This is a genomic window from Actinoplanes solisilvae (assembly GCF_003999975.1).
Lineage (GTDB): Bacteria > Actinomycetota > Actinomycetes > Mycobacteriales > Micromonosporaceae > Actinoplanes > Actinoplanes solisilvae.
In genome coordinates this window covers 31,983-49,813 of sequence record NZ_RJAC01000024.1, presented here as the reverse complement: position 1 = coordinate 49,813, position 17,831 = coordinate 31,983, and the positions used below count along the sequence as shown (strand labels likewise).

Annotated in this window: 19 protein-coding genes; 10 read left to right on the top strand and 9 right to left on the bottom strand. The window is 71.5% G+C overall.

Features of this window, described 5'->3' with window-relative positions; all coding sequences use genetic code 11:
- The first annotated feature begins 8 nt into the window (after window positions 1–8).
- Window positions 9–365, top strand: a complete 357-nt coding sequence (locus tag EER30_RS38055) for a response regulator (protein ID WP_127506189.1) — start codon at window positions 9–11, stop codon at window positions 363–365.
- An 84-nt stretch (window positions 366–449) separates the two neighbouring features.
- Here the strand turns inward: EER30_RS38055 and EER30_RS38050 are convergent, their stop codons facing one another.
- The 3 genes from EER30_RS38050 to EER30_RS38040 form a co-directional block, all read right to left on the bottom strand.
- Window positions 450–1,577, bottom strand: coding sequence for a nucleotide disphospho-sugar-binding domain-containing protein (locus EER30_RS38050; protein ID WP_164842629.1), 1,128 nt, complete (start codon window positions 1,575–1,577; stop codon window positions 450–452).
- 247 nt (window positions 1,578–1,824) lie between these two features.
- The gene (locus EER30_RS38045; protein ID WP_127506185.1) at window positions 1,825–2,577 is read right to left on the bottom strand and encodes a class I SAM-dependent methyltransferase; all 753 of its coding nucleotides are present in this window, start codon (window positions 2,575–2,577) and stop codon (window positions 1,825–1,827) included.
- A 158-nt stretch (window positions 2,578–2,735) separates the two neighbouring features.
- Complete coding sequence (locus tag EER30_RS38040; protein ID WP_127506183.1) at window positions 2,736–3,317, bottom strand: hypothetical protein; 582 nt, start codon at window positions 3,315–3,317, stop codon at window positions 2,736–2,738.
- A gap of 163 nt (window positions 3,318–3,480) precedes the next feature.
- Here EER30_RS38040 and EER30_RS38035 point away from each other — a divergent pair, with 163 nt between their 5' ends.
- Window positions 3,481–3,963, top strand: coding sequence for a hypothetical protein (locus EER30_RS38035; protein ID WP_127506181.1), 483 nt, complete (start codon window positions 3,481–3,483; stop codon window positions 3,961–3,963).
- Between the two features lie 335 nt (window positions 3,964–4,298).
- On the opposite strand, the gene EER30_RS38030 is transcribed toward EER30_RS38035, so the two are convergent.
- The 5 genes from EER30_RS38030 to EER30_RS38010 all read right to left on the bottom strand — a co-directional run bounded on the left by EER30_RS38030 (window position 4,299) and on the right by EER30_RS38010 (window position 10,103).
- Window positions 4,299–6,725 (bottom strand): FtsX-like permease family protein, encoded by a 2,427-nt coding sequence (locus tag EER30_RS38030; protein ID WP_127506179.1) that lies wholly within the window; start codon window positions 6,723–6,725, stop codon window positions 4,299–4,301.
- Window positions 6,722–7,444, bottom strand: a complete 723-nt coding sequence (locus EER30_RS38025) for an ABC transporter ATP-binding protein (protein ID WP_127506177.1) — start codon at window positions 7,442–7,444, stop codon at window positions 6,722–6,724. Before EER30_RS38025 ends, EER30_RS38030 begins: the two co-directional genes overlap by 4 nt.
- Window positions 7,441–8,049: a PadR family transcriptional regulator gene (locus EER30_RS38020; RefSeq protein WP_127506175.1), complete on the bottom strand. Its 609-nt coding sequence runs from the start codon at window positions 8,047–8,049 to the stop codon at window positions 7,441–7,443. Before EER30_RS38020 ends, EER30_RS38025 begins: the two co-directional genes overlap by 4 nt.
- A 78-nt stretch (window positions 8,050–8,127) precedes the next feature.
- Window positions 8,128–8,793 carry a response regulator gene (locus tag EER30_RS38015; protein ID WP_127506173.1) on the bottom strand — a complete coding sequence of 222 codons (666 nt, stop codon included), beginning with the start codon at window positions 8,791–8,793 and terminating at the stop codon, window positions 8,128–8,130.
- A complete protein-coding gene (locus EER30_RS38010) occupies window positions 8,790–10,103 on the bottom strand; it encodes a sensor histidine kinase (protein ID WP_127506171.1) in 1,314 nt (437 codons plus the stop codon). The genes EER30_RS38015 and EER30_RS38010 overlap by 4 nt, the downstream gene beginning before the upstream one ends.
- Window positions 10,104–10,231: 128 nt before the next feature.
- On the opposite strand from EER30_RS38010, the gene EER30_RS38005 reads away from it, so the two are divergent.
- From EER30_RS38005 to EER30_RS49495, 7 genes are all read left to right on the top strand, one after another.
- Window positions 10,232–10,798 (top strand): hypothetical protein, encoded by a 567-nt coding sequence (locus EER30_RS38005; RefSeq protein WP_127506169.1) that lies wholly within the window; start codon window positions 10,232–10,234, stop codon window positions 10,796–10,798.
- Window positions 10,795–11,889, top strand: a complete 1,095-nt coding sequence (locus tag EER30_RS38000; RefSeq protein WP_127506167.1) for an efflux RND transporter periplasmic adaptor subunit — start codon at window positions 10,795–10,797, stop codon at window positions 11,887–11,889. Before EER30_RS38005 ends, EER30_RS38000 begins: the two co-directional genes overlap by 4 nt.
- A complete protein-coding gene (locus EER30_RS37995) occupies window positions 11,886–12,572 on the top strand; it encodes an ABC transporter ATP-binding protein (protein ID WP_127506165.1) in 687 nt (228 codons plus the stop codon). The genes EER30_RS38000 and EER30_RS37995 overlap by 4 nt, the downstream gene beginning before the upstream one ends.
- On the top strand, window positions 12,569–13,753 hold the full coding sequence (locus EER30_RS37990; protein ID WP_127506163.1) for an ABC transporter permease: 1,185 nt from the start codon (window positions 12,569–12,571) through the stop codon (window positions 13,751–13,753). The genes EER30_RS37995 and EER30_RS37990 overlap by 4 nt, the downstream gene beginning before the upstream one ends.
- Window positions 13,754–13,874: 121 nt before the next feature.
- On the top strand, window positions 13,875–14,519 hold the full coding sequence (locus tag EER30_RS37985) for a DedA family protein (RefSeq protein ID WP_127506161.1): 645 nt from the start codon (window positions 13,875–13,877) through the stop codon (window positions 14,517–14,519).
- A 109-nt stretch (window positions 14,520–14,628) separates the two neighbouring features.
- Window positions 14,629–15,009 (top strand): BlaI/MecI/CopY family transcriptional regulator, encoded by a 381-nt coding sequence (locus EER30_RS37980; protein ID WP_240670558.1) that lies wholly within the window; start codon window positions 14,629–14,631, stop codon window positions 15,007–15,009.
- The gene (locus tag EER30_RS49495; RefSeq protein ID WP_255437087.1) at window positions 15,006–15,131 is read left to right on the top strand and encodes a hypothetical protein; all 126 of its coding nucleotides are present in this window, start codon (window positions 15,006–15,008) and stop codon (window positions 15,129–15,131) included. The genes EER30_RS37980 and EER30_RS49495 overlap by 4 nt, the downstream gene beginning before the upstream one ends.
- Before the next feature lie 133 nt (window positions 15,132–15,264).
- Here the strand turns inward: EER30_RS49495 and EER30_RS37975 are convergent, their stop codons facing one another.
- On the bottom strand, window positions 15,265–16,212 hold the full coding sequence (locus EER30_RS37975; RefSeq protein ID WP_127506159.1) for a methionyl-tRNA formyltransferase: 948 nt from the start codon (window positions 16,210–16,212) through the stop codon (window positions 15,265–15,267).
- Between the two features lie 202 nt (window positions 16,213–16,414).
- Between EER30_RS37975 and EER30_RS37970 the strand changes: the two genes are divergently transcribed.
- Complete coding sequence (locus EER30_RS37970) at window positions 16,415–17,812, top strand: lysine N(6)-hydroxylase/L-ornithine N(5)-oxygenase family protein (RefSeq protein ID WP_127506157.1); 1,398 nt, start codon at window positions 16,415–16,417, stop codon at window positions 17,810–17,812.
- The last annotated feature ends 19 nt before the right edge of the window (window positions 17,813–17,831 follow it).

Here is a 17,831-nt window from a genome sequence, read left to right as displayed (position 1 = left end):
ATGGCGTTGTGCAGCTGCGGTGCGTGATCGTGGACGACGACGAGAACTTCCTCGCTGTCGCCCGAGCCGCCCTGGAACGCGACGGCCTGATCGTGGCCGGGGTCGCCGGCAGCCGCGCCGCGGCCCTTCGAAGCGTGGCGGAACTGCGCCCGGACGCGGTCCTGGTCGACATCCGCCTGGGCGGGGAGTCCGGGTTCGACGTGGCCCGGGACTTGGTCGCCGACGGGCACGCGGTTCGCATTGTCATGATCTCCTCGTATGCCGAGGCCGATTACGCCGACCTGATCGCCGAGGCGCCCGTGGCCGGATTCGTCCCCAAGACGGAGCTGTCCGCCGCGGCCGTGCGCCGTGTGCTCGGCGGGTAAGGCTGCCACGATCGCGGCATCGAACCGATCCTTCCGAAGCCGAACCGGCGAGGGGGCGTACTGAGGGCTCGATATCGCCGGTGATCAGGGCCCAGCCTTTTCCTTGACCAGGCTTTCCAGAGCGGAAGCGGCGGCGGTCGCGCCGTCGACCGCGCGTAACTGCTCGCCGAGCCGGGCGGCTCGACGGCGGAGCTCCCGATCGGTGATCAACCGGAGGATGCTGCTTCTGATCTGGGCCACCTCCGTCTCGCGGGGCAGGGTCAGACCAGCACCGGCCGCCGCCACCGAAGCGGCGACGAGCGGCTGGTCCGTGTGGCCGCTCTGCGGGAACATGAGGACCGGTAGCCCGTGAGCCAGGGCGAGCATCGTCGTGCCGTGCCCGCCGTGGCCGATGATCGCGCTCATCCGGGGCATCATCTCCGTGTGGGAGGCGAACGCGCGCACCGTGACGTTCGACGGCGGCCGCAGCCCGCGGGCGTTCACCGACGTGCCGACCGTGGCCACGGCCCGTACGGGCATGCCGTCGAAAGCGTCGAGAATGCGCTGGAGGCATGCCTGTTGACCCGGGTAACTGATCGTGCTCAGGCTTATCAGCAGGGGAGCGTCGCCGTCGGCCCGGGCGGCTGATGTCGGCGCCGAGCCGAAGACCGGGCCGGTCTGGACCGTCGGGGCCGGCAAAAGCCCACGGTCCTGCGGGATGACGTCAAGCTGCGGCAGTGTCGTCACCACCAGCCGATCGGGCAACGCCCCACGCCGCCCCGGATGTGCGCCGGTCAGACGGAGCCACGTGCCCATCGGGCTCTTGCGAGACCATTGCGTACGCCAGTAGCCGGAGTATGCGTGTACCAGCATGGCTACGGGGACGCCGGTGGCGCGGATCTGCCGCAGCGCCCCTGGAATCATGCAATCGGTCAGAACCAGATCGACGCGATCCGTGCCGACTGCTGCCGCGATGTCGCGACCGTAGCCGGGGTCGGAGGCGAGCGGCAGCCAGGAGAGCATGGTGCGCAGATCGGGGTGGTCGGCTCGGGGGCTCCACGTGCGGGCGCTCGACCACTCTCGCAGGCGTTGACCGGTGGCCGCGAAGGCCGCCCGCTGACTGCCATGACCGAGCACGAGGACCTCGTGGCCTCGGCGGATCAGCTCGGCGGTGATCGCCACCGTCGGCGGCGTGTTGCCACCCGCGTCAATAGTCGCTGTCAGAATTCTCATCGCACACCGATCCGTCCGGCCGTCGCGAATCTCAGACCATTTGTAACCGGACCTCACCTCGGCCGCCACCATGTATCCCGAGCCACCGCCGGACATTTGCCGCCGCGGCCCGGCCACCCGGTAATTCGCCTGCCCGGTGACTGATCCGGGTGCCCGCGGGCGGCGCCGATCGAGATACCGATCGCTGGGCGCTGACATGAGGAGAGGGCGCCCCCGCGAACTCGCGGAACGCGGGGGCGCGTCCCGGTCAGATCACCGATTCGTAGATCGTCCAATGTCGTGCGTGGGCGGTCCGGCGCAGCGTCGGGTACGTCTCGAGGACCTCATCGTGAACGGGGTTGAAGTAGGCGATGACCACCTGACGCGGCGCCGCGTCGAGTGACTTGACGACGTTCGTGACGACCGCGTTCAGCGTGTCGGCGCCGAACGGGTTGAACAGGAAGATCACCGTTGGGGTGGCCGGCCAGTCGTAGGTGGCGGCGTCGAGGTTGTGCACCGTGACGTCGGTGTCGGCGGTGGGAGCCGCGGCCGCGTTGGTGCGGGCGATGTCGCTGAGCCGGGTGTCCAGTTCGACGCCGATGACGTGACGGAAGCCGTGCCGGGCAGCCAGGACGAGGGTTCGGCCTTTGCCGCAGCCGAGATCGACGAAGGTGTAGTCCTGTGGTGTGTCGAGCGGCAGGCGGCGTAGCAGCCGCCGGAAGTGGTGGATCGGGATCGGCGAGTATCCGACGGCGTCGTCGAAACTCGCGAGCGGGGTCGCGTGGGGTACGCCGGTGTCGGTGCGGGTGTCGAGGGTCCAGGTGCGTTCGAGACGCTGCTCGTACCATCGGTGCGCCGGGCGGGAGATGAGTTCGCCGGCGAGGTGGGCGCCCTCGCGGGCGGCGGCGAGCCAGCCGCCGCGCTGAAGTGCGACCTGGATCGCCCGGGTCAGGGTGCCGGCGCGGCGGCGGATCACCACCTGGGCGCGCTGCGCTCGGGAAGAACGTGCTTGTGCTGACATGTCTGCTCCTCTGCCGCGGCGCTCGAGGGCCACGGCGGTCGGCAGGATGGCGGCGGCTGCCGCCGGATGACGTCGAACGGCGTGCCCGCCGCAATGGCGGGACGCAGGCGTTCAGCCCTCCCGCGACATGCCGCGGGATGACCTCAAGGTGGATGACGTCAGCAGGCGGGAGGTGCGCGACCGGCGACCGCGTACGCCCAGACGAGTCGCCGCCGGCGCGGGGTCTCGTGCTCGGCGGGCTCGGGACGCGCCGCCGGTTCGGCCGGACTTGTCGTCGCGGGGGTGGCCAGTGAACAGACGCTGTCGGTGAACCGCAGCCAGTAGAGCGACGAGACGGCGCCGAACCCCGCGTGCAGGAGCAGGCCGAGCAGGATCGCCTGGGGTGGGGTGCTGTCGATACCGAGCAGCGTGTGCTCGATCGTGTCGGCGCCGAGGAACGCCGCGGCGGAAAGGCCGACAGCGACGTGCACGGTGGAGCGGCGGGGTGCGGCGCGGTGACCGCCGACAAGGGCAGCGGTGACCAATGCCGCCGTCGCCAGGCCGCCGGCGACGATTGTTGCCGCGGCCGTGGCCTGGTGGACGTGTCGTTCGGTCGTACTGAGTGCGCCGTGGTGACTGTGCGCGATGATCCAGAAGTTGAGGGTGTGCGCCGCTAGCCAGCCGAACACGCCGACGGCCATCGCCGAGCCCGCGCCGACGAGGTCGGCTGCGCCGGCGATGCGTCGATCGCGGTTGAGCATCCGCTGCCCACAATCCGGTTCGGCCGTCAGGCAATGACGCGACTGCGGCAAGCATGTCAGGTGCGTCGCTGTGCCCCCAGTCACAGGTGTCACGTCAAATGCGAGAAGACGTCGCGTTCAGGCGTTTGCGGTGGTGGCAGGTCGGTCGTCTACCGTGGTCCGGGTGAGAGTGGCCAACGTGCGGACCGGAGCCGGGAACCTGGTGAACTTGCGGTTCATGCCGGACCGGGTGCGGGTGCAGCAGATCAACGCCGTGCGGCAACGCGCGGCGCGGACGTGTGCCGGTGGGTTGCTGCTCGGTGCCAGCCTCGCCGCGATCGCCGTGAACGCGGGCAGCCGCGGCCTCGACGGTGTGCGGCTCGGCTTCTGGATCGCCGCTGCCGTGGTCGTGCTGGTCGGCGTCGTCGGTGGCGGGGCGTGGTGGCTCGTCCTCGCCGCCCGGGATCGCGGCGAACGCACGTCCACCATCCTGGCGTCGTCGATCGCCGGGGCGCGGAGTACGGTGACCGACGGTGAGGTCACCGTCGCGCTGGCGCTGGCCGACGAGCCGGACCAGACGTTCGCCGTCAATGGTCACGCCGGCACCGTGTTGTCGGCCGAGTTCGGCAAGCTGGTGTCCGCCGGGCCGGTGAACTCGCCGTCCTGAGGTCAGGCGAAGGTGCGCCGATAGCTCCAGCGTCCGGGCGAGTACGAGGAGGCCGGTGGCGGCCACGATCGGGAAGGTGGCCAGGCCGATCACCGACGCCGAGGCGGTCTGCCTTGCCGTAGTTTGATCGCCGGGCGGCGCCGTCGCTGGTTGATCCGTGCCGTCGGCGGGTGGGCCGGCCCATCTGGAGCGGTTCTCTGGGGTGAGCCGACCACTTACAACCGCCGGGTTCAGACGCTACCGACCTGAACACATCCTACATCTTGTAGGTGTGACCGGCGACCGTGTCCTGTCCGATGTCGAGCGCCGCGGGCTTCGGTGAGATGGTGGCGTTCCTACAGCGGCGTTCGGGCGATTACCGGGGGAGTGCGACCGGACAGCAGCCAGCCGGCTGCGGCGCCGGCGAGCGGGAGACCGGCGACCAGGATGGCCAGCGGGGTGTACGGCACCTCGGCCAGCCGGCGCAGGTGCTCATAGTGCCAGGCGATCTGGGCCGCATAGGCGCCGCCCGCGCCGAGCAGAGCGCCGACGACACCGAGCGCGGCCGCGGTCGACGCGACCAGGATCCGGCGGGTGCGGCGGCCGGCGCCGTTGGCGGTCAGTGTGCGCAGGTCGCGGGCGCCTTCGCCGCGGATCAGGCCGACGGTCATGGCCAGCACGCCGAGCGCCACGGCGAGACCGATACCGGTCGCGCCGGCCCGCAGCTTCGACAGGTCGGACGCGAGCGGCCGGGTCTCGATGGTGAGGCCCGTGGCGATGGCGGTCGCCTGCGCCTTGTCAATGTCGGCGGCGGTCAGCGGTCGCGGCGCCTGGAGCAGCCATCCGACGGTGGTGGGGCCGAATCGCATCGCCCGCATGCCGCGGTCGGTGAGCAGCACGGTCGGCGCCGAGGTGTAGGCGGGCAGCGTCACCCGTTGCGTTCTCGGCTGCCACTGACGTGGCCGGGCGGCGCCGTCGAGCAGCTCGTAGCCGGACAGGTCGGCCAGCGAGGTGAGGACTTCGGCGGCCGGGTCGATGGTGGCGAGGTCGATGCCGTACGTCCGCAGCAGTTCCGGGGTGGCGACCAGGAGCGGGATCATCCGGTCGCCGCGGTACTGGTTGCCACCGCCCTCCACCGGGTCGGGGATGGCCAGGACGGCGACCGATTTGCCGCTCACGGTGTTACCGGAGCCGGTCTGGACCCGCGCGTCCGGGCTGAGTGCGCCGGTCAGGGGCAGCAGTGGTCCGGCCTGCACGGCGTTGCCGACGGCTCGGGCTCCGGCTTCGGCGGCGCTCAGATCGGGGCCGGTGAGCTGAGGCACCGGGCCCTGGATCTTCTCGGGGGAGAGCCAGACGACGAGTTGGTCGACGGGCAGGTTGCCGCTCTCCGGCGAGGCGGCGTCGGCGGCCTGGGACGCGCCGGCGCTGATCACGACGGCGGCCGCGATGCCGGTGGCCAGCGAGATCGCCGCCAGCGCGGCGCCCGACCGGGCCCGGTAGCGCCCGAGGTCGCGCAGCGCCAGCCGGACGCCGACCGGGCAGGCGCGGGCGATCGTGCCCAGCGCCACCACGCCGAGCGGCGCGAGCAGGAGCATGCCGACGGCGGTGGCGGCGATCCCGCCGACGATCAGCGGCGGCCGGTTGTGCCGGGAGACGACGAGCAGGGCGATGCCGGCCGCGACGAGAAGGAGGCCGACGAGCGCGAACCGATGCGCGGGGCGCGGCTGCGGGGGACGGTCGGACAGCGCCGCCACGATCGGCACCCGCGCCACGGCACGGGCCGGCCACCAGGCAGCCAGCACGGCGGTGACGAACGCCAGCAGCAGGGCGACCGCGATCTCGCGCCCGGGCAGGTGAAGACGATTGATGCGGTGCTCGACGATGCCTTCGATGCTGGAGCTGAGGGCCAGCCAGGCGGCGAGGCCGAGAAGGCCGCCGCCGAGCGCCGCGGCCAGGCCGACCAGCGCGCCGTTGGCCTGTGTCACCAGGCGCAGGTGGCGGGGGCGGGCGCCGATGGCGCCGAGCATGCCGAGGGCGCGCAGGCGGCGCTGGGCCAGCACGGTGAAGCCGGCCGCCGCGAGCAGGCCGACGAACAGCAGCCCGACGGTGGCGAGAACGAGGACGGCCAGGGCGGCCGCGGTGGTCTCTTCGGCAGGGCGGAAGTCGACGGTTGCCCCGTCCGGCCGGGGAACCGCGGTGAACTGGGCGCGGGTGGCCTGGACCAGGAGGACGGCGCGGTTGAGCGGGCCGGGCAGTCCGGGGGCGACCAGGGCGAAGTTGTCGAGCAGGTCGAGCGGGTTCTCCACCACGCCGACCACCGTCCAGTTCTGGCCGGACGGCCGCCACACCTCGCCCAGCCGCAGGTCGAGCAGGCTCGCCGTGCGGGCGGTGATCGCGACCTCGCCCGCGCCGCTTGGGTAACGGCCGTCGGTCAGCCGCAGCATGGGTGCGCCGAGGGGGCCGTCCGGCGCTTGGCCGCGTACGTCGAGAGGGGTTGCCGACCCGGGAACGGCGACTTTGCGATGCTCGATGAGCTCGGCGAGGGGATAGGCCGCTCGCAGGGCGGCGACGTGGGGATCGGAGCCGTCGAGTCCGACCCGGAAGGTGGCGTCGCCGAAGGTGGCGGCGGGGGAGGCCGGCGTGTTCGCGGCCGCAGCGAGGCCGAACACGGTCGCCGCTACGGCCACCGTCAGCAGCGCGAGCACAAGTGCCTGCTGGCGCCACTCACGACGCAGCAAACGCCAGGCCCACCGTACGATCGCCCGCCGCGCAGCCATGTTCATCGGCCCGGTCCTGGGGCGAGCAGCGACTCGGGACCGGGTGGCGTGGCCGTGCCGTCGGTGACCCGGCCGTCGCGCAGGAACACGACCCGATCGGCCCAGGAGGCCGCCTGTGCGTCGTGGGTGACCACGACGGCGGCCACGCCCTGCTTGCAGGCGGACCGGATCAGCCGCATCACCGCCTCGCCGGTGGACGAGTCGAGGGCGCCGGTCGGCTCGTCGGCGAGCAGGAGCCGGCGTTCACCGACCACGGCCCGGGCGATGGCGACCCGCTGGCGCTCGCCGCCGGAGAGCTGGTCGGGGAAGTGCCCGGCGCGGTCGGCGAGGTCGAGGCGTTGCAGGGCGAGCAGGCCGGCGGCCCGGGCGCGGCGGGCGGAGGTGCCGTCGAGCTCCAGCGGCAGCGCCACGTTCTCGGCCGCGGTCAGGCCGGGCAGCAGATTGAAATCCTGGAAGACATAGCCGATCGAGCGGCGGCGCAGGGCGGCCAGTTCGTCGGCCGACATCGTGGACAGGGCGTTGCCGGAGATCAGCACCTCGCCGTCGGTGGGGGACTCGAGGCTGCCGGCGATCGTCAGCAGGGTGCTCTTGCCCGAGCCGCTGGGGCCCATCACCGCGACCATCTCACCCGGGCCGACGCTCAGGTCGACGTTGCGCAGGGCTGTGACCTGGGCGGCGCCGCTGCCGTGGATCTTGGACACGTCGCGTAACTCGAGGACGCTCATCGCCGCGCCCCGATCCGGCGGCGCAGCCTCGGCACGGCTGCGGTTGCGGCAGCGGCAGCGGCGGGGGCCGGGGCCGGGGCCGGACCGTCGGCCGCGGCCCGGCGCAGACGTCCGTCGGCGGTGTCGAGCCAGCGGATGACCGAGTCGAGACGGAACAGTTCGGCGTCGACCACGAGGGCGACGCTCAGGTCGAAGTCGGCCTCGTCGTCCTTGAGCCGGGTCCACTGCTGCATCAGCTCGACCAGGTAGCGCCGGTGCGACTGGATGACCTCGTGCACGTCGACGCCCGGGACGCGGACGGCGACAAGCACCTTGATGACCAGCTCGTCACGGGGTGGGCTGGACAGGTCGGGCGGGGTCCGCAGCCAGCCGGTCAGCTCGCCCTCGCCGCCCTCGGTGATGCGGAAGCTCTTCTGCGGGCCGGCGTCGGGTTCGCCGTCGGACTCGACCAGGCCGTCGCGTTCCAGGCGCTGGAGGGTGGTGTAGACCTGCCCGACGTTCAGCGGCCAGACCTCTCCGGTGCGCGCCTCGAACTCCTCGCGCAGCTGAAGCCCGTATTTCGGCCCTTCAGCCAGCAATGCCAGCAGAGCGTGCCGGACGCTCATGACGAAATCCTACGTATCATGCCGAGAATAATACTCAGTATATAGCGACTTGGCCAGGCCGGCACTGTCGCGTACGGACTAGCGACTCGAGTGGTTGCCGGCCAGCCCGCACTCGTAGCCGAGGATCACCGCCTGCACCCGGTCGCGAAGGTCGAGTTTGGCCAGGACGCGGCTGATGTGCGTCTTCACTGTGCTCTCGGAGAGGACCAGTGATGTGGCGATCTCGGCGTTGGACAGACCTTGGGCGACCAGGGCGAGCACCTGCCGCTCGCGCTCGGTGAGAACGGCCAGCCGCTGATCGGCGGCCGGCCGGACGGGCGTGTTGCCGAGGTAGTGCGCGATCAGCCGCCGGGTCACGCTGGGCGCCACCACCGCCTCGCCGGCCGCCACGACCCGTACCGCCGAGACGAGGTCGGCGGCGAGTGCGTCCTTGAGCAGGAAGCCGCTCGCCCCGGCGCGGAGACCCGCGAGCACGTACTCGTCGAGGTCGAAGGTGGTCAGGATGATCACCTTGGCCGGATGCGCGCCGGACCGGATGCGGCGGGTGGTCTCGATGCCGTCCAACCCCGGCATGCGTACGTCCATCAGCACCACGTCGGGCCGGGTGAGCGCCACGACTTGGAGCGCCCGCGCCCCGTCGGCGGCCTCGCCGACCACCTCGATGTCGTCGGTCTCGTCGAGCACCAGCCGGAACCCGGTGCGGACCAGCGTCTGGTCGTCGACCACGACCACCCGCAAGCTCATCGGTCCACCGCGAGGGTGGCGGGCGCCGGCAGGGGCAGCGTCACGGACAGCCGGAACCCGGACCCGTCGCCGCGCCCGCTCTCCAGAACACCGCCGAGCATGGCGACCCGCTCCGCGATGCCCCGCAATCCGTTGCCGTGCGTCTCGGACTGCTCGGCCGGCCCGGCGCCGTCGTCGGCCACCTCGACACGCAGGCAACGTGGATCGAACTCCAGCCGAACCCGTGCGCCGGCGTCACGGCCCGCGTGCTTGAGGGTGTTGGTCAAGGCCTCCTGCACGATGCGGTAGGCGGACAGGTCGACCGCGGCCGGCACCACATCGGGCACGCCCTCGATCGACAGGCTGATCCGCATGCCCGCGGACCGCAGCTGGTCGACGAGCGACGGCACGGCGCCGACTCCGGGTAGCGGGGCGAGCCGCACGTCATCGGCCGGCTCGGTGCGCCCGGCGGCCAGCAGCCGGCGCATCTCGGCCAGCGATGACCGGCCGGTGTCGATCACGTGCTCCAGCGCGGTCGCGGCCCGCTCGGGGTGCCGGTTGAGGGCGGCGGCCGCACCCTGCGCCTGAACCACCATCACCGACATTCCGTGCGCCACCACGTCGTGCAGATCGCGGGTGATGCGGGCCCGTTCGGCGGCGACCGCCAAAGCGGCTCGTTGCCGCTCCTGCCGGGCGAGGTCGGCGGTGCGTTGCTCGACGGCCGCGAGGTGCGCACGACGGCTCCGCACCCCGTCGCCGACGGCGAACGCCGCGACCAGCAGCAGCCACATCTCGAGGACCGCCTGGCTCGTGTCGATCGTGATGTCGGTGAGCACACCTCCGACCCTTGCCGCGGTCGCCTTCTTGACCGGCTGGCCGGCCGGCCCGAACTCCGCCTCCAGCCGGACCGCCTTGTCGGATCGCTCCGCCGCCTGCTGTTCGAGGATCCGGCCGCTCAGCATCGCCGCGTAGGTCAGTGCCATCACGACGCCCAGCACGGCGAGGGCGACGCGACGGCGCCGGGCGACAGTGGCCACGGTGTAGAGCGTCAGGGGCAGCGCGAGGTCGAGGAGCTGGAACTTGGTGTGGCCCGCCAGGTGACCGAGCGTTCCCACCCCGGTGAGGGCCAGCGCCACGAAGGGATACGGCTGTCTGATCAACAAGCCGGCGACCACCAGCCCGGCGAGCAGCCACCAGGGGACGTCGGTCGGCATGGTCGGTTTCTGCACGCCCAGCGATCGGCTCACCAGGGCGGGCCCGATGGTCAGCCCGAGCAGGACCAGCGCCAGGGAGGCGTCGGTGAGCAGTGTGCGTGGCGCGAAGCGGGACACGCCTCCATCGTAGGAAGAGCTGGAGCGGCCCGCGTCAGACTGCGGTACTACATCGCGGGTGCCGCAGGCCGCCGAAGCACCGACCACGGTCGGACGAGTTCGATCGCCGCGGCCGCCACGGTGGACACATGACGAAATCCACGGCCACCTTGCTACTGACCGCGTTGCTCGCGGCGGGAATCGCCGGATGCACTCCCGGTGGTTCGCCCGATCCGGCGAACCCGTCGGCCTCCGCCTCCGCCGACCGTCATCAACTGCTCGCCCTCGGGCAGGAATGGGTGCGATGCCTGCGGAACAAGGGCCTGACCCGGATGCCGGACGCCGAGCTCTCCCAGGAGGGCTACCTCCAGTTCCCCGCCACGAACGGCTACAACTGGAAGGACGACCTTCGCCGGCAACAGTCGATCATCGACGCGTGCCAGCCGATCGAGGACCGCTACCCGCCCAACGCGTTCCGGCCCCGGCAGCAGTTCACGGCGGACGACCTGCGCAAACTCGCCGAGTTCGCCAAGTGCGTGCGGGCGAACGGCATCCCGGACTTCCCGGACCCCAACCCGGCCGGCGAGTTCGACGTCACCGGGACCCCGCTGGCCAACGGCATGTCGGGCCGGCTGCGGGAGCAGGCCGAGTCCGCCTGCCGCCAGATCTGGGACGGCGACGTCCGCATCACCGGCGGCAGCGGGAGCAAGAAATGAGCCGTCGCGGCACGGGCGCCATCCTCGCGGTCGCGGTGACCGCACCGCTCGCCGCCGGACTCACCTATGTGGCCCGAGCCGATCCGGGTTCGGCCGAGGAGCCCGCCGCCCGGGTGGTCACCGGAACCGCCGAGGTGACCCGGGGCACGCTCAGCCAGCAGATCCAGATCAGCGGGACGCTCGGCTACACCGGTTCGTACACGGTCGGCCATCTGGGCGCGCCGGGTGTGCTGACCGCGGCGGCGGACCCGGGCGAAACTGTGGGCAGGGGCGGCGTCCTGTACCGGGTCTCCAACGCGCCGGTACGTCTACTGGTCGGGCCGGTCCCGGCCTATCGGGATCTCCGGTACGGCATGAGCGACGGCCCCGACGTACGGCAGCTCGAACTCAACCTCGTCGACCTGGGCTTCGACCCGGACCGCCGGATGACGGTGGATCGGCATTTCACCGCGGCCACCGCCGCCGCGATCAGGCGCTGGGAGAAATCCTGGGGGCGGCCGGCGTACCAGCGGACCGGCCGGCTGGCCCAGGGACAGATCGTCTTCCTGCCTACGCCCTTACGGGTCGCCGTGCAGCAGACGCGGGTGGGTTCCGCGGTGACGCCGGGAACGACCGTGCTCACCGGCACCTCCAACGGTCACGCGGTCATCGCCCGGCTGGACACTGTCGACCGCGGGGTTGTGCACGTCGGTGATCAGGTGGACGTCTCGTTGCCGGGAACCGACCCGATCCGCGGACGGATCACCGAGATCGGACAGACGGCGACGTCGTCCTCGCCCGCGGGCAACGACGCCCCGCCGCCCGACCCGGAACTGGCGACGGTGCCGGTCACCATCGCGATCCGTCCGCCGCGCGGACTCAGCCTGGACGAGGCGCCGGTCACGGTCGACATCACCACCGACAGCCGGGACAACGTCCTGCTGGCGCCTATCGCTGCCCTGCTCGCCCGCCCTGGCGGCGGCTACCAGGTGCGCCTGGCCGGCGGCGGGCTGGTGCCGGTCGAGCCGGGCAGCTTCGACGAGAACCTGGGCCGCGTGGAGATCGTCCGCGGACTCGCGGCCGGCCAGTCCGTGGAGGTGCCGGCCTCATGAGCGCGGTCCTGGAACTGGTCGAGGTGCACAAGGTCTACCCCGGGACACCGCCGGTGGAGTCGCTGCGCGGCGTCACCTTCACCGTGGACAGCGGCGAACTGGTCGCGGTGGCCGGCCCGTCCGGCTCCGGCAAGACGACGCTGCTCAACCTCGCCGCCGGGCTGGACCGCCCGTCCAGCGGCTCGGTCCGCATCACCGGCCATCCGGTCGAGACGCTGGACGACCGGCAGCTCTCCGGCGTTCGCGCACACCGCCTCGGCGTGGTCTTCCAGCAGTTCGTCCTGCTGGAACGGCTGAGCGCGACCGAGAACGTGGCGACCGGCCTGATCTATCGCGGAGTGCCCGCCGCTGAACGTCGGCAGGCCGCCCGGGCTGCCCTGGACCGGGTCGGCCTGGGCCACCGCGAGAACTTTCCCGCCGCGCACCTGTCCGGCGGCGAACGGCAGCGGGTGGCGATCGCCCGCGCCCTGGTCGGCCGGCCCGCCGTGGTGCTCGCCGACGAGCCCACCGGAAACCTGGACTCGGTGGCCGGGCAGGGCGTCGTCGCGCTGCTGCACGAACTCAACGCCGACGGCGTCACCATCGTGGTCATCACCCACGACGAGCGGATCGCCGGCGCCATGCGCCGCCGCGTCGAGTTGCGCGACGGTGTGGTCGTGCACGACAGCGGGAGGGCGTCGTGAGGTCTCACCTGCGCCTCGCCGACCTGCTGCCGGTGAGCACTGTCGGCCTGCGGTCCCGGCCGGGCCGGGCGGCGCTGTCCGTCCTCGGCGTGGCCATCGGGATCGCGGCCATGGTCGCCGTTCTCGGCGTGACCCGCTCCAGCCAGGCCGACGTCCTTACCGAGATCGACCGGGTCGGCACCAACCTTCTCACCGTCGCCAACGGCAAGACTCTCCGTGGCGGGGAGGCACGGCTGCCGGTCACCGCGGGCCAGGCGGTGGCGCGTACGCAGGGGGTGCTCTCCGCGGCCGTCACCGCGACCCTCCCGGTGCGGGTCTACCGCACCGACCGGATCCCGGCCGGCCGCACCGGTGGACTGTCCGTGCGGGTCGCCGACCCGGGGCTGCTCACCACCCTGGACGGCGCGCTCCTGCACGGCCGGTTCCTGGACCCGGCCCTGGGTCGCTACCCGGCGGTGGTGCTCGGCCACTACGCCGCCACGACGCTGGGCATCCGCGACGTCACCGACCGCCCGCGGGTCTATCTCGGCGATCACTGGTACACCGTCGTCGGCGTGATGGCGCCGGTGGACCTCGCGCCCGAGCTCGACACCGCGGCACTGATCGGAGCGGCCACGGCAACCGACGACTTCGGCTACGAGGGAAATCCGACCAGGATTTTCGTACGGGCACAGACCGAACGCACCGACGAGGTGGCCGGTCTTCTCGGCCGCGCGGCGAACCCCGCCCACCCCGAGGAGGTCGCGGTGAGCCGGCCGTCGGAGGCGCTCACCGCGCGGCTCGCCGTCACCGACGCGACGACTGTCCTGCTGCTCGGCCTCGGCGCGGTGGCTCTGCTGGTCGGCGGCATCGGCATCGCCAACGTCCTGGTCATCTCGGTGCTGGAACGCCGCGGCGAGATCGGGCTGCGCCGGGCGCTCGGCGCCACCCGAGGCCACGTCGGCGCCCAGTTCCTGGTCGAATCCCTGCTGCTGGGGGCGGCCGGCGGCACCGCCGGGGTGATCCTCGGCGCCCTGATCACGTACGCCACCGCGACCGGACGCGGTTGGCCGGCGCTGGTCCCACCGGCCGCGATCGGCGCGGGCCTGGCGGCGGCCGTGCTGATCGGCGCTGGCGCGGGCCTCTACCCGGCCCTGCGCGCCGCGCGGCTCTCACCCACCGAGGCGCTGCGCACGCTGTGACGGACGGCCGATCCCGTCAGGAGGGCGGCGCGGGGCCGGCCCGGCCATCCTAAGACCTACAACATGTAGGTTTGGAGTGCCCGTCTGATCCGGGCGCCGCCGAACGAGAAGGACGTATGTGATGACGTCAGCGCTGGGCCCGCAGTTCCTCGACCCGGAATGGCTGATCTCGACCTTCGGCCTCATCGGCATCCTCGTCCTGGTGTTCGCCGAGTCGGGGTTGCTGATCGGCTTCTTCCTGCCGGGCGACTCGCTGCTGTTCACCGCCGGGCTGCTGGTCGCCGACGGCACCTACCTGCACCAGCCGCTGTGGCTGATGTGCCTGCTGGTCTCGATCGCCGCGGTGGCCGGCGACCAGGTCGGCTACTTCTTCGGCCGCCGGTTCGGGCCGAGCCTGTTCCGCCGGCCCGACTCGCGCCTGTTCAAGCAAGAGAACCTGACCCGCGCGCAGGGCTTCTTCCGCAAGTACGGCGCGCGATCGATCGTGCTGGCCCGCTTCGTGCCGATCGTGCGCACGTTCACGCCGATCGTGGCCGGGGCCAGCCACATGCACTACCGGACGTTCGTGGTGTACAACGTCATCGGCGGCACCCTGTGGGGCTGTGGCGTGACCATTCTGGGCTACTTCCTGGGCCAGATCGCCTTCGTGAAATCGAACATCGAGTTCATCCTCGTCGGCATCGTCGCGGTGTCGGTCATCCCGATCGGCATCGAGCTGCTGAGAGCACGACGCCGCAACCGCCGTACGGAATCCGGCGGGCGCTGACCGCGATCCCGGCCGGCAGGCGTCAGACCGACCCGCCTTCAGCACCACCATCGTCGGCTCCTGATGGCCGGTTTCCCGCGGGCTATCCTGAGCGCGGAGGTCAGCGACAGTGACGACGAAGGATGGGCGCCGGGCGCCGGGGACGCTCGAGGCCGAGGTCATGACGATCCTCTGGGCCGCCGGCCGGCCGATGTCCACCGCCGAGGTGCAGAGCGAGATCGGCGGCGATCTGGCCTACAACACGCTGCAGACCATCCTGATCCGGCTGCACGAGAAGAAGGCCGTCGAGCGCCGCCGGGCCGGCCGGGGTCACGTCTACTGGCCGACGGAGGACGCCTCCACCGCCGCGGCGTCCCAGATGCGTGCCGCCCTGGCCGACCGGCCCGACCGGCACGCGGTGCTGCAGCGGTTCGCCGCCTCGCTCGACGACGCCGACGCCGAAATGCTGCGCCGGCTGCTGTCCGACACCCGGCGCAGCGCCGACACATGACGATCGCCGTCTATCTGCTGCTGCTGATGGCGCTGCCGCTCGCTCTCCTGGCCTGGCGGATTGCTCGCCGCGGCGACGGTGACCACCGTCCAGTCATGGCCCTGGCCCAGGCCTGGCTCTGAGGGGCAAGCCCGCGCTTTCGGCAGACCTTGACCCCGCCGGCCCAAGCCCGGTCCGCGTTCGTCGCTCGGACGCCGACCGGGGAACGGACCTCGGCCCGGCCGTGCGACGTCGCTGCCGAGGCCGGCTGACGCGTCACGGCCGGCCGGTCAGATATCCGCCCATGGTGGTGAAGTAGTCCTGCGCGGCGAGCTCGGTGCCGTCCTCGGTGCGCACCCGGGTGATCAGCAGGCCGGGGTTGCGGCCGTGGCGCGCGTCGGCTCCGGCGACGATCGCCACGCCGTCGCCCTCGCGATAGAAGATGCGCCCGGGCGTGCCGCCGTACCGGTTCTGTGACACCTCGGCGGCCAGCACGGCCAGCCGCTTGCCGCGGTGGTAGGTGTACGCGCTCGGGTAGGGCGCGGACTGGGCGCGGACCAGCCGGTCGAGGTCCTCGGCGGGCCAGGTCCAGTCGATCCGGCAGTCCTCGTCGGCGCGCTTGTGGAAGAAGCTGGCCCGCGAGCGGTCCTGGGCGACCCAGTCGGTGCGGCCCGAGGCGATCAAGGCGAGGCCGTCCACGGTGATCGGGCCGAACAGCTCGAGCGTGCGGTGGAACAGGTCGGTCGTGGTGTCCCGCGGCCCGACCGGCACCGCCCGTTGCAGCACGATGTCGCCGGCGTCGAGCGTCTCGTCCATGATGTGCGCGGTGACGCCGACCTCCTTCTCGCCGTTGATCAAAGCCCAGATCAAGGGCGAGAAGCCCGCGTACGCCGGCAGGAGCGAATCGTGCACGTTGAGGGTGCCGAGCCGGGGGAGGTTGAAGATCCGCGGCGGGATCCACGTGCGCCAGTTGGTGGCCACGATGATGTCCGGGTCGGCCGCGCGGAGCTGTTCCAGAAGCTCGTCATCGTCGGGACGGCTGCGGAGCAGGACCGGCACGCCGTGCTTCTCGGCCAGTTCGGCGACCGAGTCGTCCCAGATCTTCTCGTAGGCGTGGTCGCTCTTGGGATGGGTGACGACCAGCACCACCTCGTGTTCGGAGTCGAGCAGGGCCTGCAGGGTGCGATGCCCCCAGGTCTGATACCCGAACATGATGACCCGCATGAACGATGTCCTCCCTCTCGCCGGTCCGAGGTGGACCCTGGCGTGCGCCGATCTGCCCAGTGTTCCCCGGCAGCTGTGGATCGTACTATAGTTAGCCTTGCCTAACCTGCCACGCAGGGTGCTCGTCGGTGTACCTGCCGCTAGGCGTCGATCGTTTCCATACCCGGGGTTTCTCGGCCCCGGCCCACTCGATGGGACATGTATGTCTGAGGAAGCTTCCGGTGGTCAGCGGTCAGTTCATGACCTCGTCGGTGTCGGGTTCGGACCGTCAAATCTGGCCTTGGCGATCGCGATCGCCGAGCACAACGAGGAGCTGCGGAGGACACCCGGCGCACGTGCCGTGAACGCGGCCTTCGTCGAGCGCCAGCCGCGGTTCGGATGGCACCGGGGCATGCTTCTCGCCGACGCGACCATGCAGGTCTCCTTCCTCAAAGACCTGGTCACCCTGCGTAATCCCCGCAGTGACTTCAGCTTCCTCAGCTATCTGCAGAGCCGCGATCGGCTCATCGACTTCATCAATCAGAAGAACTTCTTCCCGTCCCGGATGGAGTTCCACGACTACCTGCAGTGGGCGGCCGACCGGGTGGACGGCGACGTCGCCTACGGCCGCGAGGTGGTCGCGATCCACCCGGTCGTCCGGGGCGGCGAGATCGTCTCCTTCGACGTGGTGGCCCGCGACGCGACCGGGACGGGTGAACCGCTCGTGCGCCGGACCCGCAACCTCGTGCTCGGCACCGGCCTGGTGCCTCACCTGCCCGACGGGGTGTCCGCGGACGACCGCATCTGGCACACGCGGGACCTGCTGCCCAGCGCCGAGCGGCTGAGGACGATGTCGCCGGCGCCGTCCCGGTTCATGGTCGTCGGTGCCGGTCAGAGCGCCGCGGAGGCGGTCGACTATCTGCACCGGGAGTTCCCGGAGGCCGAGGTCTGCGCCGTCATCACGCGGTACGGCTACAGCCCGGCCGACGACAGCGCCTTCGCCAACCGGGTCTTCGATCCCGCCGCGGTCGACGACTACTTCGTGGCGTCGCCGCAGGTCAAGCAAATGATCATGAGCTATCACGGCAACACGAACTACTCGGTCGTCGACCACGATCTGATCGAGGACCTCTACCGCCGGGTCTACCAGGAGAAGGTGCGCGGCGAACAGCGGCTCCGGCTGCTCAACGTGTCGCGGGTGGAGGAAGCGGTGCGCTCGGGCGACCGGGTCCGCACCGTGGTCGAGTCGATGATCACCGGCGAGCGCACCGCGCTGGACGTGGACGCCGTCGTGTTCGCCACCGGCTACCGCACGCCTGACCCGAGCTGGTTGCTGGGCGAGATCGCCGCCGAGTTCCGCCGCGACGACACGGGACAGGTCGTCGTGGCCCGCGACTACCGCATCGAGACCACGTCACGGCTGCGGGCCGGCGTCTACCTGCAGGGCGGCACCGAGCACACCCACGGGATCTCGTCGTCGTTGCTGTCCAACACGTCGGTCCGCTCCGCCGAGATCCTCGACTCGATCGTGTCGCACGACGAGCCGGCGGCCGACCCGATCGGCGTCGCCGCTCGCCGTCCGGTGTCGGTGGACGAGCTCGTACCCCTGTTGTCCAAGTAGCGCGGCCGCCGACCGGCGC